This window comes from Pseudonocardia tropica (assembly GCF_040105315.1).
Classification (GTDB): Bacteria; Actinomycetota; Actinomycetes; order Mycobacteriales; family Pseudonocardiaceae; genus Pseudonocardia; species Pseudonocardia alni.
The window spans coordinates 1-24,852 of record NZ_JBEDNP010000028.1 but is presented as its reverse complement, the minus strand read 5'-3'; the positions used below and the strand labels follow the sequence as shown (position 1 = coordinate 24,852).

The following is a 24,852-nucleotide window of genomic DNA, read 5'->3' as shown; positions in this document are numbered from 1 at the left end:
TTCAAAGCGCTGCGCCGGGTCAGCCTCTGCCCCTGGCGCATCGGCGCCATCACCGCCGCCGCGCTCGTGCTGCTCCACATCGAACACGGCCACACCACATGATCAAATCCCTACTGGGAAAGGTTCAATGAGTTTCGACCCGCCTGCAGACGCGGCCTGTTCCCATCACCCGCAATCCGAGGTGCTCGGTCGACTGCTGTTCGCGATTCGTGGCAGCGAGCTGAGCAACTGTCAGCTGGACTACTGGCCCGCCATGTCGGGGGGCGTCGTCTTGGAGTGGTCCGAGGGCCCGAACGCCAGGGAGGCGCGCGCAGCGCTGATGAGCGATCTCGTCGACAGCGGCAGCGTGGCGCTACGGGCAGACGACCTGACTCTCGATCCGGACCGGCTGGCGCAGTCCGGCGAGAACGTCGTGCACATGCGTGTCGATGATGTCCCTGTGGAGTTCCGGGCGCGGGTTCCGGTCGGCTGGTCGGCCTTCGTGGAGAACAACCGCGAGGCGTTGCGCCAGATGCTCCGCGACGAGGGGCAGGACGGTGCGGCCTGACTCCGGCAGGCCGCGCTACACGGCGACCGTGCGCCGCGACGGCGAGTTCTGACTGATCCACATCCCGGAGCGCGACCTCTACACACAGGCCCGCTTCGAGGGCGAGGTCGAGCTGATGGGCCGCGACGTCCTCGCGATCGAGGACGACGTCGACGCGGACTCCTTCGACCTCGACATCGTCTACGAGTAGGCCCGGCTGAGCCGGGCCGTCAACGCTCTCCGCTCGGCGGCCTGCTCACCGCTCTCGGTCACGCACTCACGGACGCAGGGAGTTTCAGTCGTCGCGGTCGTCGTCGTGGCGGCCTGGCTCGACGAACGTGGGGTCGTTGTCGCGGGCCAGCGTGATCATCAGTTGCCGCACACCCTGCTGCTGCAGCGGGCTGAGCCGGCCGTAGAGCTGCTGGAGCTCGGCGCTGGCGGGATCGCGCAGCATGATGATCGCGTTCTGGTACTGGCCGTCGACCTCGGGCGGGTCTTCGTCGTAGAAGAAGCTCAGCCCCATGCCGAAGAACTTGCCGATCCATTGCAGGTACGACGACTGGGGTCGCTCGCCGCGTTCTCCGGAGGTCAGTTTCTGGATGTAAACGTTGGTGATCTTGCCGCCATTGGCGTTGATCCAGCGCGCCACATAGGTGGCCGGGTAGGGGCGGCCGTCGGCCTGCACGACCACAGTGAAAAGGTAGTACACGCGTTGCGGGATGGTGCCGCGCCGGTAGCTGCTCAGCCGCTGCTGGATGAGCCGGTGCTGCTCGGCGCCGTCGATCTGAGGCGGCTGTGGGGCGGTGAAGTAGGAAGCGGGGACGCGGAAGAACTCGGCGACCTTGACTGCCTCGAGCGAATCGGGCCGCAGGTCGGTGACCGCCTTCCCCTTCCGCAGCGCGTTGAGGCGTTCGCGGGAGCTCCATCCGCCGGTGGCATTGATCCAGCGGACGACGTCGGAGACCGAGTATTCCTGGCCGTCGTCGTTGAGCACCGTGGCGAACAGGCTGTTCATCCGGGCGGTGAACTCGGCGTCGGCCACAGCGGATCCGCTGTCGGAATGCGGTTTGCTCTGTGCTGTCGGGCGGCTGGAAGCCACTCTCTTTGCCGATCCACTGCGCGCACCGTTCGCCGCCTGCGTGCTGTGTTCCTCGGCCATGGGCGGCGTTCCTTCGTTCGGCTGCTCCCGTTCAGCGGCAAGCTCCCGGACTGCGCCCGGGGCGAGCGTGACGAAGCCTACTCGTCAGTCACCCTGCGCACTGCTGCCAGCCGTACGCCTGGATCACCCTTTCCAGGCGCCCAACATCTGCGCCGTGACAGTTGATACTGAGCGTATATTTCTGCAATCACTATGTAGTACAGTTCGCGCGCTGACGGCCGTCTCAACGCTCGCCTCCGTGCTCGGGGAGGTGAGCTCGCAGCACGGCGGCTGACGTGCGGAGGTGAGACGTGGTGGTGATCGGCCGGCGTACGCGTGCGGCACCCCCGGCGCTACCCCCGTGGTGGGGCGCGGACGAGGCACCCCCTCGCCCCCGACAGCGACCCCCGGCCTCATCAGGCCCGCCCCCTGCCGTGGCCGGTGCCGAGGCTGCTGCGCCGGACACAGCTGAGCGGGGCGACGAGGTCGCCTACGTAGACGGCTCCGAGCAGGCCGAGCCCTACGTCGACTACGAGCCCGAGTTCCACGATCCGGGCTACGGGGACGGTGACGGCGACGAGGACTACTTCCCCGACGAGCAGCGGCCGGTCAACGGCGCCACGGCCCTCTACCGGGAGGGTCCGACGCAGCCGACGATGACCCCGGAGGACTATTACTCCGAGCTGACGGTGACGTTCCCTGCGCCGCAGCAGGGCAGGGACGCGGCGTCGGAGATTCCGCAGAGCCCGCTGCCGTCCGGGCGTTGGGTCACCCAGGACAGCACGGACCAGGACCTCTATCTGCCCTCCGCGCGGGCCAGCGACGACGCCCGCGCCGCGCGCACCACGGTCGACCGCCCGGTCGAGGCGCTGCGCCCGGTCGGGGTCGACGAGGCTCGCCAGCTCGCGGAGTGCTTCGCACTGGACTACCTGTCCTGCGACGAGGACGACCCGGATCGACGCCGGATGGCCCTCGAGCCCTACCTTGCGCGACGCTCGGACGCGTTGCTGGGCTGGCCCGGCGACAAGCCGGGTAAGGGCCGGTGGCGAGCCGTGCAGGCCCGCGCCGGGGAGGTCCTGCCCTACAGCCACGGCATCACCGTCGATGTGAAGGTGCTGGTCGAGGTGTTCGAGCGGATCCCCGAGCCGGAACCGGCCGCCGACGCCGACGCCGAGGACCACGACGCCGAGCACGACTCCGACGGTGTCGGCGACGAGTCCTCGGCCGGGCCCTCGCCACCCCGACCGGAGCTGCCCTTGGGCGCGCGCTGGTCGGCCGTTCCCGCGGCGAGCGCCCCGGGGTGGAGACAGGTGATGAGCATCTGGCAGCGCCTGGGGATCCCGGTGCGCCGCCATGACCTCGGTCATCTGGTCGTCGAGCTGTTCGCCTTGCCTCCCGCCGACAGCGGCTGACCGCCGTGCCCCGCCATCCCCTCCTGCCCGGCCCCTCGTTCACGACTGGGAACTCCTCATGACCAACGCATCGGCCCCCGAGCCCTCCTCGACCACCCCGACGCCGTCGCTGCAGCGCACCTGGGAGGCCCCGGTCTTCAGCGACACGACCGCGAACGCCACCGAGACCGCTGCCAGCGCTCCGACCCCGATCGACGGCCGCCGTGCGCGACTGCGGCCCGCTCCCCTGCCCTGGGCCCAGGGCGAGGAGCGCACGGACAGCCCCGACGACGCCGCTGCGCGACCGACGGCCGAGCGCGATGCATCGTCCACCTCGCCTGCCCCGGACCGTCGGGCCTCTGCCGGCTCCGGCGCTGCCCCGGCGTCGGGCGGTCGCGAGACGCCTCTGCCACCGGCCGGGCTTGCCCGCGGCGCCGCGCCGACCTCACCCAACGAGGTCGACAGCCCTGCCCCGGAGCGGCCCGCGGTCTACCGGCCGCAGTGGGAGGCCGACGATGACCTGCTGGGCGAGGCAGTGCGGCAGCGCAAGGCCCGCCCCACCGAGGGCTGGCGCGGGTTCTGCTACAGCATCACCAACGGACGCATCAACCCCGGCCTGTCCCAGGCCGAGGTGCGGCTGCGCAAGCAGCTGGAGCGCATTCAGACTCGACTGCACGGCGCGCACAGCACCGCGGTGATCAGCCTCAAGGGCGGGGTCGGGAAGACGACGGTGAGCGCGACGCTAGGCCTGGGGCTGGCCGAGTACCGCGGGGACCGCGTCATCGCCATGGACGCCAACCCCGACGCGGGCACCCTCGGCGACCGCCTGGTCGGGGAGAAGCTCGCCGCGCAGAGCACCGTCCGTGACCTGCTCGACAACATCTCCAACATCCGGTCCTCGACCGATCTGGCCCGCTTCACCCACCTCACCCGCCGACTTCAGGTCCTGACCAGTGAGCAGGACCCCGAATTGTCGGAGGCCTTTTCGGCCGAAGACTACGAATCGGTGCTAAAGCTTTTGTCGAAGTATTTCGAGGTGATCATCACTGATTCTGGTACTGGCCTGATGCATTCAGCTCTGCAGGCCACACTAACGCACGCGGATTCGCTGGTCATTGTCGGCGCCCCGACTCATGACGGCGCCTCGCGGGCACGCAAGACGATGCACTGGCTGGCCACACACGGCCACGAGGCGCTGCTCGAGCACGTGATCGTGGTGCTCTCGCGTGACCGGCAGTCGGCCCAGATCGACGAGTCGGTCATCCGTGGCTACTTCGACGCCCGGTGCCGTGCCGTGGTCGAGCTGCCGCCGGACCCGCACCTGCAGGCCGGTAGCCAGATCGACTTCGATGCGCTTGCCCCCGGGACCCGCGATGCCGTTCTCGAACTGGCCGCCACCGTCGCCGACAACTTCAACCACCCCCGCCACGGGGGGTTGGCCACGCACGGGTTCCGTCCCGAGACGAGTCGGGAGTGAGGCAGAAGCTGGCCGGTGTGGCGCTCGCGCTGACCACCTCGTTGACCGGCAGCGTCCTGGCCGCCCCGGACGACGGGGTGGACTGCGAGTGGCGGATCACCGCCTCGCACGTGCTCGCCGAGCTGGAGGTCGACAATTCCAAGCGTGCCAAGCGCATCCGCCAGGCGCTGGTCAGCGAGGGCGCCGACAAGGCGGACTTCGTCCCGGAGTCCTGCACCGAGACCGGTTCCGGGGGCAGCGGGGACGACGACCAGGACGAGGACGGCTCCGGATCCGGCTCGGGTTCCGGTAGCGGCTCGGGCAGTGGGTCTGGTGGCGGCTCGGGGTCCGGTGGGGGTTCGGGCAGCGGCTCGAGCGCGGGGTCCGGGGCGCAGGGCGCGACGGCGGCGGAGGCGTTCGACTGGGGTGAGCCCGACGTGGTCGACGACTTCGAGGACCTCGACGGCGGCTGGAACTTCTACGACGGCCCCGGCCACGCCGGCAACGGGATCCGGAGCCCGGACGCGGCGTCGGTCTCCGACGGGATCCTCACCATCGAGGGCACCGGGGACGGCACCACCGGGGGCATGGCCTGGTCGGGCAACTCGCAGAAGTACGGCCGTTGGGAGGGCCGGGTGAAGGCCCCGAAGGGGTCCCCGTCCTACAACGCGCTGCTGCTGTTGTGGCCCACCGCGGAGGACTTCCCGGTCGGCGGCGAGATCGACTTCATGGAGATCATGAGTCATGACCGCGACGAGGTGAACATCTTCCTGCACTACGGCGCCGACAACTCCCAGGTCCAGGGCAAGGTCGAGGTCGACGCCACGGAGTGGCACAACTGGGCGGTCGAGTGGACCCCGGACGGTGTCACCACGTTCCTCGACGGTGAGGAGTGGTGGAAGACCACCGACACCTCGATCCTGCCGCCCGGCCCGATGCACCTGTGCATCCAGCTCGACTGGTTCCCCAAGGGCGACAGCGACCCCGGGGAGATGCATGTGGACTGGGTCAAGCAGTGGTCTCTGGACGAGGGGGAGGGTTCCTCGACCGACTCCGAAGGCAGTGAGGGATCCACCGATTCCGATTCGAGCACATCGCTGACCGAAGAACAGAACAGCAAGGGCTGATCGATGGCCGCACCTCGTTGACGCGCTCGGCGCGTATCCGAGCCCGATTTCCGGTGAGCACCCCCGATCACATCACGGAGTCCGTGAGATGCGTATTTCTCGCAACCGCTACGGAGTGATCCCACTCCAGACCGATCCCGCCCAGACCGCGCCGCGGCCGCGGCGCACCCCGATCGCCATCCTCACCGCGACCGCGCTGCTGGGCATGGCGTTCGTGGCGGGTCCGCTCTCGGCCGAGGTCGGCCTGACCGCTGATGGCTGCAACACCGGGAAGACGGTGCGCCAGCTCGCGGCCGCCCGCGACACCCGTACTCAGACCCGGGCGCTGATGACCCGCCTCGCCGTGAGCGGCGACCCGCGCCAGCAGGACGTGGCCCGCGAGCTGGCCGGGCTGGGGTTCACCCCGGCGACGCAGCCGCCCGGGTGGCGGCAGAAGGCCGTCGATGTCTCCGACCAGCTCAACGGCACCACCGATCCGCAGCTGCACAAGATCGCGGTAGTGCTCGCCAAGGAAGGGCTCGGCCCGACCCCGGCGGACCTGCTGCCCAAGCAACCGCCCCCGCCCGGTGACGAGGGCGGCACGCTGGAAGGCATCGGCCAGTCCCTCGGTGGTGCTGCCGACAACGCGGTCGGCGCGGTCGAGTCCGCCCGCGAGGCCGCACAGGAGGCGGTCGCGCCGTCTCCGGCGGTGAGCAGTTCGGGTTCCGGGAAGGGGCCCGCCGCGGCGAACCCGAACCGTCAGGCCGAACCGCCGCTGCCGGAGACCACCTGCACCGACCAGGCCGAAGCCACCGCCGCGCCGGCCGCGGTGAACGCACCCGCCCCCGCCGCGCCGGCAGCCCCGGCGGCCCCGGCGGCCCCGGCGGCCCCGGCGGCCCCGGCTGAGGATCCGCCGGAGGACGGCGGGGAGTCCGAGTCCTCCGGCGGCGGCGAGCCCTCCGGTGAGGACTCGGAATCGGACGAGGACTCCGACGGCTCCGACGGCGAGGATTCGAGCAGCTCCGGCAGCGAGGATTCCAGCAGGTCTGGTGGTGCGGACTCGGCCGACGATTCGAGCCGCGACACCGGCAGCGGCTCCGGGTCGGCGTCGGAGGCGATCGGCGCGGACGACGAGGATGAGGACTCCTCCGATTCGGATGCCAGCTCCTCGGCCGACGACACCGCCGCAGGCGACGAGGACGACTCCGGCTCCGGCTCCGCCGGGTCGGACTCGGCTGGTTCCGGCTCCGCGGACCGCGACACGGACAGCAGCGGCTCGGGGTCGGACAGCGGTTCCAGCTCGACGTCGTCGAGTTCGTCGGACTCGTCGGGTGGTAGCGGCTCACCGGAGGACCTGGAGAAGGCCCAGGCCGCGATCGAGCTGGTCGGCGAGCTCATGCAGACCCTCGGGGCCAGCAAGGACACCGAGGCCGGCAGCGTGCGGGACTCGGTGCTGCAGGTGGTCGACCGCGAGCAGCTCGAGAAGCTCGGCGCCGAGCCTGCCGATCTGGACAAGCTCGACGAGCTCAACAACCTCGGCGACACCGGGTCGGACAGCTCCTCGACCTCGTCGCAGACCAGCAGTTCCGACACCGGGTCCGGGTCGACCGGTTCCGGTGGCTCGGGCTCGACCAGCCGTGACTCCACCAGCAACGACGCGGACAGCTCGGGAAGCAGCGACTCCGCCGCCTCGTCGGGGGACTCGGGGACCGACCGCTCCGACACCAGTACCTCCATCAGCCGCGACTCGGGTTCCGGCTCGGGCTCGTCACCGGGTGGTTCCTCGGACGGTCCGGGGTTGAAGCCCGCCGTCGAGGAGCTGACCGAGAAGGCCGAGGCAGCGGCCGACATCGACCCGACCGCCGAGAGCGTGCTGGAGAAGCTCGAAGGGATCGACCTCGACGACGAGCCGGACTCGGACTCCGCCGCCGACAGCGCTGGGTCCGAACCGGGCTCGTCCTCGGACGAGTCGACCGACCGCTCCAGCGACGACGAGGAGGCCGCTGGCGGGGGCGGGCAGGAGTCGGGCGCCCCGGCCGAGGACGATTCGGCACCGGAGGAGCCGGCCGACGACGGCGGGGGTGAGCAGCCCCGCGATCCTGAGGGGGCGCAGGCGACCCCGGCCGCCACGGGCGGCGAGACCGGCGGGACCGACACCTCGACCTGGGATAGTCTCGCCGAGTGTGAGGCCAGCGGTGACTGGTCGACCAACACCGGTAACGGCTACTCCGGCGGCCTGCAGTTCTCGCCGAGCACGTGGCAGGCCTTCGGTGGCGAAGGTCAGGCACACGAGGCGAGCAAGGAAGAGCAGATCGCCGTCGCCGAGAAGGTCCAGGCTGAACAGGGCTGGAATGCCTGGCCGTCCTGCTCTGCCCAGCTGGGCCTGAACTAGGCCGACGCACCCTGATGACGATCCGCAGGATGAGCGCGCTGCCGGTGGCCGCGGTGGTGGCCGTGGTGCTGGCGTGCGTGCTCCCGGCCTCCGACTCCCCGACTGGCCCGCGGATCGCGGGCCTGCAGGTGACCGCCCCGGGCCCGGCCGGTGACGGTCCGGGTGGGGGGCTGCCGGTGCGGGGGCAGGCGGGCCCGATCGTCGGCGGGCTCTCGGCGTCCTCGGTCGGGGTCCTGGTCGTCGACGGCGGCCGCCACCAGTGTTCGGCCGCGGTGGTCGCATCGCAGTCACGGCGGCTGCTGGCCACCGCGGCGCACTGTGTGTGGCTCGACGGGGCCTGGCGGCTCGACGGCGCGCACTTCATTCCCGGTTGGGCCGGCGGGGAGGAGCCCTACGGGCGGTGGGCGGTCGACACCGCCTTCCTGCCGCCGGCGTGGCAACAGGCCAACTCCCCGATCGAGGACGTCGCCGCCGACACCGATTTCGCGTTCGTGTCCCTGCTGCCGCGCGAGGGCCGCCTACCCGAGCAGGTCCTCGGCGCCCAGGGGATCCGCTGGACGGTCGGCGAGCAGGTCGAGGTCGCCGCGCTCGGCTATCCGGCCCTGGGCAGCTACGACGGCCAGTCGCTGCGCGGCTGCATCGGCTCGGCCGCGGTCGAGGAGTTCGCCCGCGAACCCGACCAGCCCGCCGGGCGGGTGCTCGCGATGGACTGCGACATGACCGAGGGTGCCTCCGGCGGGCCGTGGCTGACCGGCCCGGACGCGCCCGATGGGCGCGGTCAGCTCGTCGGCGTGGTCTCCGGGGGCGACGACACGTCGCTGGTCTCCCCGCTGTTCGACGAGGCCGCCCGCACCATCTACGACGCCGCGGACTCGGCTTCCCTGACCGGCGGCGCCGGCACACAGTGAGCTCCCCCGGTCGCTGCTGGTGCGGTGCGGCTCAGTAGAGCCGTTCGCTCACGCGCCACAGGCCATCGGGCTCGAGGGTGAGCGCGACGGTGGCTGCCGTCTGCTCCGGGGGCGCCGTCAGCCCGTCGGCGACCTCGCACCCGGTCCGCACGGTCCCGGTCACCTGGACATAGACCTGGCGGTCGGTGCGCGGGGCCTCGGGAGGGATCACCGCGCCGATCTCGCTGACCGTGGTGCTGCACCGGTCGGCGACCAGCTGCTCCCAGCCCGCCCCGGTCGCGGGGTTCTGCGCGGTGGCGGTGTTGTCCGCCGCGGCGGCCCCGGTCAGTACCGGGGCGACCCGCTCGGTCCAGGTGACCGGGCGTGGGTCGGTGAAGCTCACCGTCCGGGAGGCTTTCAGCCAGCGGCGCGCGGTCGTCAGCGGGTCGTGGTCGGGGGCGGCGTGGGGCCCGGCGGTCTGTGCGGCGCCGGGCGCCGCCTCATCGGGCGCTGTGGGGTCGGTGTGCTGGCCGGGCACACATGCCGCGTACATGCCGCCGACGAGCAGACCGACGGCGATGCCTACGCCTGCCCAGCGTGCGAGGTTGCGCAGCCGCCCCGGCGGTGCGCCCTCCGGGCCGGACTCAATCAGAGACACGTCGGACCCCCCACAAGATTCGTATCATCTTGCCACTCAAGAAGATACAAAGTGTAGTCTATCCGCGGCCTGAAAATCGTCAGTCTGAGGACGGTGACAGACGTGCGCGAACCTCCGATCGTGGCGGGTGTTCTGGGTGGAGTCGGCACGACTCTGCTTGCTGAAGCGCTCCATGGTTACGACGCCGGGATCTACCGCGCCCACCGTCCCGTGCACGTGCTCGTGTGCCGTTCGACGTCGAACTCGTTGCACTCCGCTCAGCGTGCGCTGCAGTACACCCCGGCCGCCGCTCCGCCGCCGGTCCTGGCGATCGTCGACGACGTGCCGAACGCGGCCTGGGGACCAAACACGCAGAACAAGGTGCACATCACCGAGCCGTACGTGAGCTCGGTGGTCCGGATCCCGCTGGTCGCTGACTGGCGCGACGTCGAGTCACCCCACGACAGGGCCGCGACTGTGCTCACCGAGGCCGAGCAGGACCTCCCCAAGGGGGTCCGCACCTTCGCCAAGGCCCTTCGGGCGCTGGTCGGAGAAGTCATCAAACAGAACAGCGGCCACCGATCCCGCACCGCCTGATCAGCAGCCACCTTCACTTCCGGAGCGCCTTGCCGTGTCTCAACTCCTCAGCGTCCTCGACGTCTACTCCCTGCCGCAGAGCCCGCCACCGCTCATCCCGGATCCGGGCCCTGGCCAGCTGCCCGGAAAACTCGGGGAGAACGCCAACACCATCATCGCCACGATGAAAGCCGTACTGCTGGTACTCGCCGCAGGTGCCGGCCTCATCGGTGTCGGGCTGATCATGACCGGTTCGAAAAACCGCAGCGGCTACGCGGTCAGCGGCATCGAAAAAATCGGAATGGTACTTCTCGGGGTCGCGGTCATGGGGGCACTTCCGTCGATTTTCGCGCTCGTCGTATGACCGCCTTTACCTGATTGACGGGGATCGCGCACACGCATGTTCGTAATCGACTTCTTGGCCGACGACTTCGGGGATGCGGCCGGCGAACTTCTGGGCATGTTGATGACCTGGTGGCTGCTGGTGCCGTCGCCACTGCAGCAGGTCACGCAGGTGCGCGCGGTCAGCGATTTCGTCGGACCTATCGCCATGCTGATTCTGGCGGTGTCGATGCTGGCCCAGCTCGGCCGCCTGATGATCTCGGGGCGACGGGAACCACTGGTTGAGGTCGGCCTCGGCCTGTTGAAGTTCGCCGTCGTGAACGCCACGGCCCTACTCGCCCTCAATCTTGCGCTCGACATGGCGGACGAGCTGTCACGAGCGCTGCTCGAAAACACGCTCCCGGCGTTCGGCGAGCAGGTCAACAGCACGTTCGGGAACGCACCGATCGTTCCCACCTTGAAACTTGTCGTAGCGCTGGCCGTGGTAGTTCTGGGGTTGATCCAGTGGCTCATTCTGCTGTTTCGGCAGGCCGCGATCCTGGTGCTTGTCGCGTTGCTGCCGCTGGCGGCGGCGGGAGTGCTGACCAACGCCACGCGCCGCTGGCTGCCGACGATGGTGGCCTGGCTGATCGGCTTGGTGATCTACAAGCCGCTGGCGGCGCTGATCTATGCGATCGGGCTGGGGTTGGTCGCCGAGGGCGAGGACTTCGTCGCCGTGTTGACCGGGATCGTGGTCCTGCTCATTGCCGTGGTCGCGCTGCCCGCAGCGTTGAAGTTCTTCAGCTGGGCGCAGGTAGCGGTCGGCGGCGGGGGCTCTGCCGGCGGCGTGATCGCCGGTGCTGCGACCGGCGCGGTGTCGATGGGTGCGGTCGGTTCCTCGCGGCGCCAGGAGATGACCGGCCCCGGTAGCGCCCCGGGATGGGCCCAGGGCGCCGCCACCCCGACGGGCGGAGGCAGCCAGAAGGCGCTGCCCGCCGGTGGAGCCGGAGGCGGGGGCCGACAGGGCACCGGTGGGCCGCCGGGGGGCGGTGGCGGTTCGACCGGCAGCCCACATCCCCATTCCTCGTCCTCGTCCAAGCAGGGCGGTGGCACACCGGGCGGTGGGTCGTCCGGGGCTGCGGCGGCACGAGGAGGGCCCCCCGCAGGAGGGGCCGCAGCAGGCCAAAGCGCCGGTGGAGCCGCCGGGGCAGGTGCCGCCGGGGGCGCTGCAGCCGGGGGCGCCGCCGCAGCGGCCGGCCCCGCGGGCGCCGCGGCTGCGGTGGCCGGGAGCGCGGTGCAGAAGGGCCGGGCAGCCGCCGACAGCTTCGCCTCGCAACCACAGGATCTCGGCGGTGCACCACCGAGTAAAGGACCGGACGGTGCCGGACCGTCCGGGCAAGGAGGTAATCAGTGACCGCGCCCCGCACCTACGGGAACTGGCGCCCGCCCCGCGGGTTCGGCATCGGTCAGCTCGGCACGGGCCAGACCATGACTGTCTTCCTCGCGATCGCCATCCCCGTCACGGTGCTGAATTTCTCGGGCCGGGCAGGCGCGGTCGCCCTGGTCCTCGGTGCTCTCGTGATCGGCGCAGTGGTTATCAAGATCGGTGGTAGCTCACTTTCGGATGTGGTTATGCGACGTCTGCGTTTCACCCGCAGCAAGGCGGCCGGCTGGACCGAACGCACCGGCGGGATGGTCACCGACCACCTGCGCCGCCACGACCTTCCCGGCCCGATGGGGCCGATCGTGCCGTTGTCCACCGATGACGGGCGCGGCGGCAAGCAGGGCCTGCTCTGGGACCGCCGCACCGGATGGCTGACCGCGGTGTTGCGGGTCTCGCCGGTCGGGCTGGACCTGGCCGATCAGGGCCAGGCGGACGCCTGGGTCGCGAACTGGGGCGCGTTCCTGGCCGACCTGGGATACCAGCCGATGATCCGCCACGTCGCGGTCACCATCGACACGTCCCCGACCGGGGGCACCACCCTGCGCGACTACGTCAACGATCGCATCGACCCGCGCGCCCCGGCCTCCGCGCAAGCGGTCATGGCCGAGCTCGCCGCCACCGCCCCGTCCTCGTCCGCCGAGGTCGACTGCCGGGTCTCGGTGACCTTCGACCCGGCCCTGGCCACACCCCGACCGCCGGATCTGGCCGCCGGTGTCGCCGAGGTGACACGCTGGCTGCCCGGGCTGGAGTCCCACCTGGCCATGGCGGGCGTCGCGGTGCGCGGCCGCGCGACGGCCGCCTGGTTGACCGGGCGGCTGCGGGTCGCCTACGACCCGGCCAGCCGCTCGGACCTGACCGACTACGACGAGCACTCCGACGAACTGCTGCGCTGGGCCGAGGCGGGCCCGGTCAGCTTCCAGGAGAGCTGGGATCATTGGCAGCACGACTCGGGGCTGTCGGTGTCGTGGGCGATGGTCGAGGCACCTCGCCAGTCGGTGATGGACCGCGTGCTGGTGCCGCTGCTGGCCGCGGGCCCGTTCGCACGACGGGTGAGCCTGCTCTACGAGCCGCTCTCGGCCGGGGCCGCCGCCGACGAGGTCGAGCGCGAGATCACCAACACCCAGGTCCGTCGGATGTGGGCGCACAAGACCAAGCGCGACGAGACCCAGCGTGACCGCGACGATCTCTCGCGCGCGGTGCAGAGCGCCCGCGAAGAGGCCGAGGGCGCCGGCGTCGGCCGGTTCACCCTGTACGTGACCACCACCGTCTTCGACGCCGAGCAGATGCCCGCCGCGACCGCCGACGTCGAACAGCGCGCCGGGCAGGCCAAGGTGCGGCTCCGGCGCCTGCGCGGCGCGCAGATCACCGGGTTCGCCGCCTCCCTCGGTCTCGGGATCAACCCTGCCGAGCTGGCCCGCCGCCCCCGCAAATGACCCACCGATGCACCTCGTCCCCTGCCTGACCAGGAGCCTTCCGTGACCACGATCTCCCTGCCCCCGCAGCAGCATCAGCTCGACCCCGGTGAGCCGTATCGCGGTCGCCCGGTACCCCGGGCTCTGGGCTGGGCGCTGCCCGGCGGCGGGCGTGCGGCCAGCGCCGAGCCCGGGGTGATGTGGCAGGGCACGACCACTCAGGTGTGCGGGATGTTCCCGTTCGCGGTCAGCTCGGGCGCCGCACCGCCCGGGGTGCCCATCGGCCACCACATGCACACCGCCGAGCCCGTGGGACTCGACCCGGCGGAGTGGCTGCGACAGGGGCTGGTGTCCAACACCGGCATGTGGATCCAGGGCCAGCCCGGCATCGGCAAGTCGACGATCGTGAAACGCCTGATGACCGGGCTGGTCGCGTTCGGGTTCACCGCCGTGGTCCCCGGTGATGTCAAGGGCGAGTACACCCGCCTGGTCGAGCACCTCGACGGGCGCGTGTGGCGGATCGGGCGGGGCCTGCACTCGCTCAACCCGCTCGACGCCGGCCCCCTGCGGGCCGCGCTCGCCCAGACCAGCGGCGACGAACACGCCCGGCTCTCGGAAACCATCCGGGCCCGTCGGCTGTCGCTGCTCGAAGCGCTCGTGGTCATCGTGCGCCGTGCCGAGATCAGCGTGACCGAACGGCGCCTGCTCGGTGCCGCACTCGACCTGTGCGTGGATGGCACCACCGACGGCGAGGAGCCGATCATCCCCGACGTCGTGCGGATCCTGGTCAGCCCGCCCTTGCTGCTGCTCGACATCGCTGCCTGCGACTCCACGCTGGCCTTCCGCCGCGACGCCAGGGACCTGGTCAACACCTTGGAGCTGCTCTGCGCCGGCGCGATCCGGGGCCTGTTCGACCGCCAGTCCTCGATCACGGCCGACCTCGACACCCCGGCGCTGTCACTGGACATCTCCGCCCTCGACGACGACGAGGACGAAGTCGTGGCCGCAGCGATGCTCTCGTCCTGGGCGTGGGCGGCCGCGGTCATCGACGGCTCGGCGGCGACGGGCCGCCACCGCAACATCTTCCGCATCCAGGACGAGCTCTGGCGCGCGCTGCGCGTCGCCCCCGGGCTGGTGGAACGCTCCGACCGGGTCACCCGCCTGGGCCGCCACCGCGGCGAGATCTCCGCGCAGGTCACCCACTCCCTCGACGACCTCGAAGCGCTGCCCACCGAGGCCGACCGGGCCAAGGCCCGCGGCATGGCCCAACGCAACGGCGTCATGGTGCTCGGCGGCATGGCCGACAAGGAGCTCGCCGCGATCAACGAGATCAGCCCGCTCACCGCGTCGGAGGCCGCAATGGTGCGGGCCTGGGCCGCGCCGCCGACCTGGATGACCGGCAGCACCCACCCCGGCCGGGGCCGGTACCTGATCAAGTCCGGTGAACGGATGGGGTTGCCCGTCGCCCTGTCGCTGATGCCCAGCGAACGCGACCTCTACAACACCGACACCGCCTGGCAGCCCCGCACCGGACACGCCTGATGAGTACGCCTGCGGCGCCGATCCCGTGGCAGCAGCTGGCCGTCCCCCTGGTCGGGTTCGGGGTCCTCGGTGCGGGGTTCGCGGCGATGACGTGCTGCTGGACGGCCGCCGGCGCCGCGGCCGAGGCTGTCCCGGGCTTCGGGGGACCGACGCTGCGGGCGATGGTCTCCGCAGCCGGGACGGGCACCCTCGACCCCCTGATCGGGACCGACGGCTCGCGCCCGGTGTTCTGGTCCGTGCTGGCCGTGGGGCTGGCCCTGCTGCTCGGCCTCGTCGTCGGCGTCCGCGTCTGGATCGGTTCCCGCGCGGGCCGGCGGGGCGAACCGCGCTCGGCGATGGCCGGTCACCGCGACACCCGCGACATGCGCGGTCGTGCAGCACAGAAAAGGGCAGTGCAACTGCGCCCATCCCTGGCCGAGCAGGACCGCATCGACAACCGGGACCTGGGCCTGTGCCTGGGGCGCCGGCTCGGCGGCGTCGGCGAGTCGCGACTGCTGTATGCCTCCGAGGAAGACGTGATGATCATGATCGCCGGGCCACGGTCGAACAAGACCTCCGCCCAGGTCGTGCCCGCGATCCTCTCCGCGCCCGGCCCGGTCATCGCGACCAGCAACAAGGTCGACGTCTTCACCTTGAGCATCGGGCTGCGCGCCGAGTTGGGCCGCTGCTTCGTCGCCGACCCGCAAGGCATCGCCGGGGTCGAGCAGAGCTGGTGGTGGAACCCGCTCGCCGACATCAAGGACCTGGCCGATGCCGGGTATCTGGTGGCTCACTTCTCCCGCACCGTCGGTGCCGGCAACTCCAACGACGCCAACCCCTTCTTCACCAGAGGCGCCGAGCGCCTACTCACCCAGCTCGTCCTGGCCGCATCGTGCAGCCCCGACCGGAGCCTGCGCGACGTCCGCACATGGCTGGCCACCCAAGCCAATGAACCGGCCGGCCTGCTGGAGGCCAGCGGCTTCACCGAGGTCGCCGAAGGCCTGCGGGGACTACAGGACGCCCCTTCCGAGACCCGCGGCGGCCTGTTCGAGACCGCACTGACAGCCCTCGGGGCCCTGGAGTCCGAGGCCGTCGCCCGACTGGTCACCCCACCCTCGACGTGGCGGGAACCGCCCCAGGGCCCGGTGGAGGAGTTCGACCCGTGGCGATTCTTGGTCGGCTACCAGGCCGACAGCTCCGGCAACCCGGTCCCCCGCGACACCCTCTATCTGCTCACCCGCGAAGGCGCCGGCAGCGGTGCCCCGGTCGTCGCCGCCCTGGTCGATCACCTGCTGCGCATCGCCGCCAAGGCCGCCACCGCCCAGGGCGGGCGGCTCGATCCCCCGCTGCGCCCGGTGCTCGACGAGGCCGCCAACGTGTGCCCGATCGCGGGCCTGCCCGACCTGTACTCCTACTTCGGGTCGATGAGCATCCAGGTGCTGTCGTTTCTGCAGTCCTACCAGCAGGGCGTCGCGGTCTGGGGCAAGTCCGGGATGGACAAGATGTGGTCGGCGGCCACGATCAAGCTGGTCGGCGCCGGAGTGCAAGACCCCGAGTTCGCGCGCTGGATCAGCGACCTCATCGGGCCCCTGGAGGTGCCGACCTACTCCCACCAGTACGGCCGGGGCGGCGGCTCCACCTCGACGTCGATGCGGGAGAAGCCGGTGATGACCGTCGCCGACGTGGGCTCGCTCGACAAGCGTCACGCCATCCTGCTCTCCGCCGGGCGCCGCCCGGTGCTGCTGGAGCTGATGCCCTGGTACCGCGAAGGCGACGCCGAGACGATCAGCGCCCACGCCGCCGAGGCCACCGCCCAGGTCCGCCAGTCGGCGGTAGCCGCGCTCGGGCCCCGCAACCCGCTCGCCCAGCGCCTCGCCGCCCGCGAGCGCGCCCCCCGCGGTGGAACGACATGACCGACCCGGAGCCCAACGACGACATCGCGCCCGGTGACTGGGCGGCGGTGCTTGCCGAACTCACCCGGCTGCGCGCGGACCACAGGACCCTCACCGCTCGGCTGGGAGGACTCGATCACCGGGTCGAGGGCATCGAGATTGTGTTCGATGAAATAGAGGACGCCACGCCGGAGGCTGCCGACCTGCTGCGGTCCGGTGACGCCGCCGCGTCCGACGACACCTCCGCCCCAGCCCCACCGGAACCGGAGGAACCCGACACCGGTCTGGACATGCGTGAGCTCATCCCGTGGGTGCGCGACCACATCGCCCAGCTGCTCGAACGCCGGCTGCCGCAGAACAAGGGCCGGCTGCGCTGGTGTCGTAGCTGGTGGCTGCACCCGGAGGCGATCGCGCGTTTCGATGCGCTGCGCCGGTCCTGGACCGAAGCGATCGCCGCTGGTGAGGGCAACGCCCTGGCCACCTACTACGACCACCTCGACCGCCAGCTCGCGACGCTGATGGATGAACACGGCCCGTTCAGTGCCTGCGAGGGCGGACACCACGGCACCGAGCGTTTCGTGACCAAGCTCGGGCAACTCGACCCGCCGCCGGAGTACTTCTTCGTCCTCGACGAGCAGCTCGACCAGCTATAGCCAGCCCGATCTCGGGCGGCTCAGACCCCGTGTCGCCGGATGCGCCAGCGTGAGCAGGGAGGACAATCAGTGCCCCGACCAAGCCGTCGCCGCTCCATGAACCAGGAGCCGCTTCCGCTGGAGGCCCTGTTCGGCGGACCCGACCCCACCGAGCCCCCCGTGCCCGCGGCCGAGGTGCCGTCGAACGATCAGGAGGACACCGATGAACCGCTACGGACGCCAGGCGATGCAGCACTGGCAGACTTACCTGCCCAACCGGTACGCCCAGATCACGAACCCGCAGCAGCACTTCACGACGCTGGGCAACGAGGTACAGGACGAGATCGAGACCCTGGCAGCGGACCGAGCCAACCAGGAGGGCCCGGCCGGGACCTACCTGGACCAGGTGGGCCGGCTCAACCGAATCCAGGCCCAGGCCCAGGAGCAGGTCCTCGCCGAGCGGGTTCTGCTGCCCCCGGAGGCGGACGACCCGACTCCGGCCGAGCCGCACCGGTAGAACCAGCCCCAGCCCCCGCCCCGGCCCCGGGCTCGGCGGGCGAGTCGCCGGTGCGCCCGGACCCTGAGCAGGCCGAGCGCATCTCGGTCCAAGCACGCGCCCGGTTCGACGCCGGGGAGTTCGTGACCGCCCGCTCGCTGATGGACCAGGCAGCACGTCTCGACCCCGGCCGCCACGAGTACTGGGACCGGGTCCGGTCCCTGATCGACGGCCACATCGCCACGCAGGCCCCGACCACCACACCCGCCGCGCCACAGCCGGAGGCGGCCCCGCCGGCACCGGCCGAGCAGTCGACACCCGAACCCGCCGCACCGGACCCCGTCACGGCCACGCAACCGAGCAGTGCCCCGGCCGCACGCGGGCCGGAGTCCGACGACCCGGCGCGCTTCCCCGACGCCACCGAGGTCGCGCTGACCGAGGTGACGGCGAACCTCCTGCGGATCCGCATCACCGACGTGCTCGACGACGACCCCGAGCAGGACGACCTCTACGGCGGCTACCCCACTGTCGACGGCACCACGCTGCGGGTCCACGACAAGCGCGCGATGCTCGCCACGCTCGACAACGAACTCAACATCACCGCCACGAACCTGCGCGGCCCCGGCCGTGTGCCCGATGCGGGCGACCGACGCCGCTACGCCGCCGAGGAACAGGGCCTGTTCGCGCTGCGTCGGCGGGTCGCGGCGCTGCCGGACCCGGCGACCGGCGACAGTCCGGGCCAGACCGTGCAGGCCACGATCACCCCTGCCGAGCCACAGACGGCGAGCCCACCCGAGCACGAGGCCGACAGCGCCCCGGCCGCCGAGCCCTCCGGGCCCCGCCCCGAAGCCCCGACCACACCGCCCACGCCGCCGGCCGCGCCCGCGGGGGTCGAGGCGAGTGCCATGCCCGGTGTCGAGGACCGCGTCGTGGCCCGCGAGTCCGGCGATGTCCGGATGCGCCGGACCGCGGACGGCAGGGTGTGGGTGCGCACCAGTGACGCTCACACCTGGCGGGTCGCCGGACCCGGGGAGACGGCCGCGTTCGACATCGAGACCCCCGAGTGGCGCGAGACCCGCCGCCGCGAAGAAGCCGAGCACAGACAGCGCCGGGAGGCCTCCCGGCGCGAAGCCCGCGAGCGCTACGAGAAAGCGCAGCAGGACAAGGCTGCCGCCCAGGCCACCACACCGGCCCCCTCCCCCGCTCCCGACGACCGGGAAGAGTCCGATGAGCTCGCGGCCTTGACCCGCAGCCCGCAGGAGCGGGCCGCCGAGCTGGCCACGACCACCGTGTTGCGGCTCTACGCCCGCGACGAGGGGATGCAGACCCCGGAGCAGTGGTCGGCGACCATCGCAGCGCTTCCGGAACCGGCCCGGCAGGCAGTGCTGGACCGGCTCGGCTTCGACCAACTCGACGCGATGCTCGAACCGGCCATCCTCGCCGACGAGCGCACCTGGCGCGACGAGCTGATCGCCCGCATCGGCCAGCTCAACCCCGACATCGGCCGCCGGGCCGGCGAGGCCGCGGCCGAACGCGACGCCCGCAACAGCGAGACCTCCGCCCGGGCGCTCAGCCCGGGATCACAGGCCGCCGAGACCGCCGCCGAGCCGCCCGCGCCGACGGTCCCGGCCACGCCGTCGGAGCCTGCCGTGACCGAGCAGGAACAACGGCCCGCCGCGGCGGGCCAGTTCCGGCCGGGCTCGGTGCGCCCGCCCACCGGTGCCAAGGCGCGGGTGCAGGCCAACCTCGCCGCCCTGTCCACCCTGCGCTCCCTCGGTGACCGGCCGGCCACCGAAGCCCAGCAAGCGGACCTGGCGCGCTGGTCCGGGTGGGGCGCGGTCCCTGAGGTCTTCGACGACCTGCGCCCCGAGATGTCCTGGGCCCGCGACCAGCTCGCCGAGATGCTCGACGCCACCGAGTTCGCTCGCGCCCGCTCCAGCATGCTCAACGCCCACTACACCGACCCCGACCTGGTCGAACAGGTCTGGACGGCGGTGAGCGAGCTGGGCTTTGAGCGCGGGCGGGTCCTCGAACCCGGCTGCGGGACCGGCAACTACATCGGGCTCGCCCCCGCCGGTGCGCAGGTGGTCGGGGTCGAGGTGGAGCCGACCACTGCGGCGATCGCGTCCGCGTTGCAGCCCCAGGCCCAGATCCGCAGTGAGTCCTTCGCCGAGAGCCGCTTTCCCAACGGCAGCTTCGACCTCGTCGTGGGCAATGTCCCGTTCGCCCGCACCGTGCTCAGCGACAAGGTCCACAACACCGGCCGGCATTCGATCCACAACCACTTCTTGATCAAGAGCCTGCACCTGACCGCCCCGGGCGGTCTGGTCGCAGCGATCACCTCTCGCTACACCCTTGACGCCCGCAACCCCTCCGCCCGCCGCGAGATGGCCGAGCTCGCCGACCTCGTCGGCGCCATCCGGCTGCCCCAGGCCGCCCACCAGCGCACCGCCGGCACCGACGTCATCACCGACCTGTTGGTGTTCCGCCGCCGTGAGCCCGACCGCGTGCCCCAGCCGTTCGACTGGGAGCTGACCGAGGTCGTCGACATCGGCGACGAACAGGTGCGGATGAACTCCTGGTTCGTCCAGCATCCCGAGATGCTGTGCGGGACCCTGACCAGCGGGTCCGGGCAGTACAGCTCCGCTGAACCACGGGTGGTCTCCGACCGGCCCGCGGCCGAGTTGCTCGCCGAGCGCCTGGCCCAGGTCGTCGACCGCGCCCGCCGCGACGCGCTGCTCCACTCCCCGACCCTGCCCGAGGTTCCTCAGCGCGCCGCCCTGCCCGGCCCGGAGCTGGACCTGGAGGACGGGCACCTGCTCATCGACGCGGACGGGCAGTTCCAGCAGGTCACCGACGGTGCCGTGGAGCCGTTCGAGGTCCCCAAGAGCCGCCAGGCCGAGCTGCGGGCGCTGCTCGAGCTGCGCGACACCACCGTCACGCTGCTCGAAGCCGAAGCGGCGACCTTCGAGCACTCCGAGAGCATCGAGGAGCTGCGCGCGGACCTGAACCGCTACTACGACGCCTACGTCGACCGCTACGGCCCGATCAACCGGTTCAAGTGGCGTCGCACCGGCCGCGTCGACGAGGCCGGCAACGACATCCAGGCCCGCATCGTCGACAAGCTCGGCGGCTTCCGGGCCGACCCGCGAGCACCGATCGTGCTCGCGCTGGAGGTGTTCGACGCCAGCACCGGCACCGCGACCAAGGCCGACGTCTTCAGCGACCGGGTCATCGCCCCGCGGACCCCGGCCCGCGGCGCCGACACCCCGGCCGAAGCGCTGGCCATCTGCATGGACACCCACGGGCAGGTGGAGCTGTCCGAGATCGCGCGGCTGCTCGGCGTCGACGAGACCGAGGCCCGTACCTCGCTCGGTGAGCTGGTCTTCGCCGACCCCGCGCGCGACGGCCAGCTCGTTCCCGCCGCGGAGTACCTGTCCGGCCACGTGCGCCGCAAGCTCGATCAGGCGCTCGCCGCCGCGGAGGACGAGCCTGCCTACGCCGCCAACGCCGCCGCGCTGCGCGAGGTCGTCCCGCCCGACATTGCTCCCGAGGACATCGTGGCCCGCCTCGGGGTGCCGTGGATCGAGGCCGGCTACGTGCAGACCTTCCTGCGCGAGACCCTCGACGAACCGCGGCTGAGCGTCGAGCACACCTACGGCACCAACTGGGAGGTCAAGGGCAACGAGTTCTCCGTCGCGGCCACCAGCACCTGGGGAACCGAGCGCTACCCGGCCCCGAAACTCGCCGCCGCGCTGCTGGCCCAGAAGTCGATCGTGGTGCGCGACGAGATCGAGACCCTCACCGCCGACGGGTCCCCGACGACCCGCCATGTGCTCAACCCGGCCGCCACCACCGCCGCGCAGGCCAAGGCCGACGAACTCGCGCAGCGGTTCTCCGAGTGGGTCTGGGAGGACCCGAAGCGCGCCACGGACCTCGCGCGCGTCTACAACGACCGCTTCAACTCCACGGTGCTGCGCAACTACGACGACGTCACGCTGTCGCTGCCCGGCCTGACCCGCACCTTCGAGCCGAACCCGCACCAGTACGCCGCGGTCGCCCGGATGATCTCCGAGCCCGCCGTCGGGCTGTACCACGAGGTCGGCGCCGGTAAGACCGCCGAGATGGCGATCGGGGTCATGGAGCTGCGCCGCCTGCAGATGGTCCGCAAGCCCTGCATCGTCATCCCGAACCACATGATCGAACAGTGGTCCCGAGAGTTCCAGCAGCTCTACCCCCGGGCCCGGATCCTCGCCGCCTCCTCGGCCGACCTGCGCAAGGACGCCCGCCGCGCCTTCGTCGCCCGGGTGGCCACCGGTGACTGGGACGCGGTCATCATCACCCGCGGGGCGTTCGAGCGGATCCCGATGCGCCCCGAGGCGCAGGAGGCCTACCTCGACGCCGAGCTCGAGACGCTGCGCGAAGCACTGGAACGAGGCCGCGCCGAAGGCAGCAGCAACCGCGCCGTCAAGCGGATGCAGCAGCGGCTCGACAACGCCCAGGAGCGCATCAAGGACAAGATCGCCCGCGACTACGACCCCGCGGTCACGTTCGAGGCCACCGGCATCGACTACGTGGTCGTCGACGAGGCCCACGACTACAAGAACCTGCGCACCGCCAGCAACATCGCCGGCGCAGCGATCGACGGCTCCAACCGGGCCCAGGACCTCGACATGAAGCTGCACTACCTGCGCAACAAGCACGGGCACCGGGTGGTCACCCTGGCCACCGCGACCCCGATCGCGAACTCGATCACCGAGGCGCACGTCATGCAGCGCTACCTGCGCCCTGACCTGCTCGAACAAGCAGGCGTGCTGAACTTCGACGCCTGGGCGGCGACGTTCGCCGCGACCGTGTCGGACGTCGAGCTCTCGCCCGACGGCAGCAGCTTCCGGATGAAGGGCCGCTTCGCCCGCTTCCACAACGTCCCCGAGCTACTGCGCATGTGGTGGGTCTCCGGTGACGTCAAGACCGCCGACGACCTCAACCTGCCCCGCCCGGATCTGCTGCCGCGCCCCGAGGACGGCCAGCGCGCACCCCGGACCTTCCTGATCCCGGCCACCGAAGGGCAGCAGCAGCTCATCTCCGAGCTGGGCGACCGTGCCGAGCAGGTCCAGGCCCGTGCGGTGCTCCCGGACGTCGACAACATGCTCAAGATCTCCAGCGACGGCCGCGCCGGCGCGCTCGATCTACGACTCCTGGGCCGGGACATGCCGTTCGGGGAGTCCAAGATCGAAATCGCCGCTGACGAGATCGCGCGGATCCACCACGCCCACAGCGATGACGAGTTCCTCGACGCCGACGGCGAGCCTCATCCGCGCCGCGGGGGCTTCCAGCTGGTCTTCTGCGACCTCGGCACCCCCGGCGACGGCGCGAAGCGGCCGGGCTGGAACGTCTACGCCGAGCTGCGCGACCAGCTCGTCGAACGAGGCCTGCCCCGCGAGCGGGTCCGGTTCATCCACGAGGCCGCCAACGACCGGAAGAAGGCCGAGCTGTTCGAGGCCTGCCGCGCAGGCGAGGTCTCGGTGCTCATCGGCAGCACTTCCAAGATGGGGGTGGGCACCAACGTCCAGAACCGGGCAGTGGCGCTGCACCATCTGGACTGCCCGTGGCGCCCGGCCGACCTGGCCCAGCGTGACGGCCGGGCGCTGCGCCGGGGCAACCAGTACAGCGAGATCGCCTTGAACCGCTACGTCGTCGAAGGCACCTTCGACGCCTATATGTGGCAGGCGCTGGCGCGCAAGGCCGCGTTCATCTCGCAGCTGATGAACGGCCGGCTCGACGTCCGGGAGATCGAGGGCGATATCGGCGACACCGCGCTCAACTACAACGAGGTCAAGGCACTCGCCGCCGGGAACCCGCTGCTGCTGGACAAGGCCAAGGCCGACGCCGAGCTGACCAAGCTGGAACGCCTCGAACGCTCGCACGTGCAGACCCGCTCCCGGCTGCGCTACACGATCGAGGTCCACGAGGGCCGCGTCCCCGAACTGGAGGGCGAGATCGAGGCGCTGCGCGCGGCGATCGAGCGCCGCACCGACACCCGAGGCGAGCAGTTCGCCATCGAGACCGGGGGACGACGCCTCACCGATCGCAACGAAGCGGGCACCGTCCTGATCGGCCAGCTCACGGCGGCGGCCACCGGCCCGGAGAGCACCCGGCCCACCGAGATCCCCGGCATCGCCCGCCTCGGCGGCCAGAGTTTCGACGCGTTCGTGTGGTCCGCCGGGCCGCGCGCGGGCTACGAGCTACGGGTCTCCGGGACCAGCCACGGCGGCGTCGTGGAAGGCTCCAAGTCCCAACTGCTGGAGCTGTCTACCAGCGAGAAGCCCGGCTCGCTGGTCGTGCGCATGGAGAACCGGGTCGCCGGCCTCGACGAGAAGCTCACCCGCGTGCAGGACGACCTCCAACGCACCGGCGAGGAGACCCAACGCGCCACAGAACAGCTCGAGCGTCCGTTCGCCCACGCCGCGGAGCTGGAACAGGCACGTGCCCGCGTGCGGGAGATCGACGCGGAGATGGCCGGGCTCGCCGCCCCCGAGCCGAGCAGCTCCGACGCCGCCGGACCCGCCGACACGGGGGCGGCCGATCCCGAGTCCCCCGCGCCCGAGCCGCCCGCGTCCGGGGACTCGTCGCAGTCCGTCGCCGAGGCCGAGCAGTCCGCCGCGGCGGTGGCTGCCGCTCTCGCCGCGCACCGCCCCCCGGCCGGGTCGCCCCGAGCGGCACCGAACTCGGGCTCGACACCTTCTCCCACGGGCCCGCCCGCACCTGGCCCGGCTCCGCAGCCGGAGCGTCACCCGGTAGCTCGGCGGCGCCTATGAACGCACACGCACACACCGGACAGCGTTTGGTCACTCGTTTCGGCATCGTCGATCCGTGCAGTTCTCGCTACGCTGACGCACAATGAGGCTTTCCCAGTAGTGGCGGCTCCGGACGGCGACACGCCGAGGACACGGAGATGATCAACAGGGGCGCGGGACCCCGGTAGGAGAGGTCGGTCCGTCCAAAGATCGACTCTCACCGAGGTC

At 71.4% G+C, this 24,852-nt stretch carries 16 protein-coding genes and 2 pseudogenes; 16 read left to right on the top strand and 2 right to left on the bottom strand.

The genetic code is table 11. From position 1 onward, the window contains the following. Positions 1-102: pseudogene (locus tag WHI96_RS25945) on the top strand (IS5/IS1182 family transposase); the annotation flags it as partial. Between the two features lie 25 nt (positions 103-127). After that, positions 128-547, top strand: a complete 420-nt coding sequence (locus WHI96_RS25940) for a hypothetical protein (RefSeq protein ID WP_337826955.1) — start codon at positions 128-130, stop codon at positions 545-547. A gap of 274 nt (positions 548-821) precedes the next feature. On the opposite strand, the gene WHI96_RS25935 is transcribed toward WHI96_RS25940, so the two are convergent. Next, a complete protein-coding gene (locus tag WHI96_RS25935; protein WP_345655096.1) occupies positions 822-1,685 on the bottom strand; it encodes a hypothetical protein in 864 nt (287 codons plus the stop codon). A 413-nt stretch (positions 1,686-2,098) separates the two neighbouring features. On the opposite strand from WHI96_RS25935, the gene WHI96_RS25930 reads away from it, so the two are divergent. The 5 genes and pseudogenes from WHI96_RS25930 to WHI96_RS25910 all read left to right on the top strand — a co-directional run bounded on the left by WHI96_RS25930 (position 2,099) and on the right by WHI96_RS25910 (position 8,917). Beyond that, positions 2,099-3,076: a hypothetical protein gene (locus WHI96_RS25930; protein WP_345655099.1), complete on the top strand. Its 978-nt coding sequence runs from the start codon at positions 2,099-2,101 to the stop codon at positions 3,074-3,076. A gap of 58 nt (positions 3,077-3,134) precedes the next feature. Beyond that, positions 3,135-4,532, top strand: coding sequence for an AAA family ATPase (locus WHI96_RS25925; RefSeq protein WP_345655102.1), 1,398 nt, complete (start codon positions 3,135-3,137; stop codon positions 4,530-4,532). After that, positions 4,529-5,638, top strand: a complete 1,110-nt coding sequence (locus WHI96_RS25920; RefSeq protein ID WP_337826960.1) for a glycoside hydrolase family 16 protein — start codon at positions 4,529-4,531, stop codon at positions 5,636-5,638. The genes WHI96_RS25925 and WHI96_RS25920 overlap by 4 nt, the downstream gene beginning before the upstream one ends. A gap of 2,092 nt (positions 5,639-7,730) precedes the next feature. Next, positions 7,731-8,000, top strand: a pseudogene (locus WHI96_RS25915) (transglycosylase family protein); the annotation flags it as partial. 38 nt (positions 8,001-8,038) lie between these two features. After that, complete coding sequence (locus WHI96_RS25910) at positions 8,039-8,917, top strand: trypsin-like serine peptidase (RefSeq protein WP_345655107.1); 879 nt, start codon at positions 8,039-8,041, stop codon at positions 8,915-8,917. A 31-nt stretch (positions 8,918-8,948) separates the two neighbouring features. Here WHI96_RS25910 and WHI96_RS25905 read toward each other — a convergent pair whose 3' ends face one another. Continuing rightward, positions 8,949-9,554, bottom strand: a complete 606-nt coding sequence (locus WHI96_RS25905; RefSeq protein WP_337826962.1) for a hypothetical protein — start codon at positions 9,552-9,554, stop codon at positions 8,949-8,951. A 93-nt stretch (positions 9,555-9,647) separates the two neighbouring features. On the opposite strand from WHI96_RS25905, the gene WHI96_RS25900 reads away from it, so the two are divergent. The 9 genes from WHI96_RS25900 to WHI96_RS25860 all read left to right on the top strand — a co-directional run bounded on the left by WHI96_RS25900 (position 9,648) and on the right by WHI96_RS25860 (position 24,645). Next, positions 9,648-10,130, top strand: a complete 483-nt coding sequence (locus tag WHI96_RS25900) for a hypothetical protein (protein ID WP_349302463.1) — start codon at positions 9,648-9,650, stop codon at positions 10,128-10,130. A 34-nt stretch (positions 10,131-10,164) separates the two neighbouring features. After that, positions 10,165-10,473, top strand: coding sequence for a hypothetical protein (locus WHI96_RS25895; RefSeq protein WP_337826964.1), 309 nt, complete (start codon positions 10,165-10,167; stop codon positions 10,471-10,473). 36 nt (positions 10,474-10,509) lie between these two features. Beyond that, complete coding sequence (locus tag WHI96_RS25890; RefSeq protein ID WP_345655113.1) at positions 10,510-11,844, top strand: hypothetical protein; 1,335 nt, start codon at positions 10,510-10,512, stop codon at positions 11,842-11,844. Further along, entirely contained in the window at positions 11,841-13,307 is a 1,467-nt protein-coding gene (locus tag WHI96_RS25885) for an SCO6880 family protein (RefSeq protein WP_345655116.1), read from the top strand. The genes WHI96_RS25890 and WHI96_RS25885 overlap by 4 nt, the downstream gene beginning before the upstream one ends. A gap of 42 nt (positions 13,308-13,349) precedes the next feature. Beyond that, on the top strand, positions 13,350-14,828 hold the full coding sequence (locus tag WHI96_RS25880; protein WP_345655118.1) for an ATP-binding protein: 1,479 nt from the start codon (positions 13,350-13,352) through the stop codon (positions 14,826-14,828). Beyond that, positions 14,828-16,720 (top strand): type IV secretory system conjugative DNA transfer family protein, encoded by a 1,893-nt coding sequence (locus WHI96_RS25875; protein WP_345655121.1) that lies wholly within the window; start codon positions 14,828-14,830, stop codon positions 16,718-16,720. Before WHI96_RS25880 ends, WHI96_RS25875 begins: the two co-directional genes overlap by 1 nt. After that, entirely contained in the window at positions 16,717-17,352 is a 636-nt protein-coding gene (locus WHI96_RS25870; protein ID WP_345655124.1) for a DUF4913 domain-containing protein, read from the top strand. The genes WHI96_RS25875 and WHI96_RS25870 overlap by 4 nt, the downstream gene beginning before the upstream one ends. 202 nt (positions 17,353-17,554) lie before the next feature. Continuing rightward, positions 17,555-17,848 (top strand): hypothetical protein, encoded by a 294-nt coding sequence (locus tag WHI96_RS25865; protein WP_345655127.1) that lies wholly within the window; start codon positions 17,555-17,557, stop codon positions 17,846-17,848. Positions 17,849-17,898: 50 nt separating this feature from the next. Further along, a complete protein-coding gene (locus WHI96_RS25860) occupies positions 17,899-24,645 on the top strand; it encodes a helicase-like domain-containing protein (RefSeq protein ID WP_345655130.1) in 6,747 nt (2,248 codons plus the stop codon). Positions 24,646-24,852: the final 207 nt, after the last annotated feature.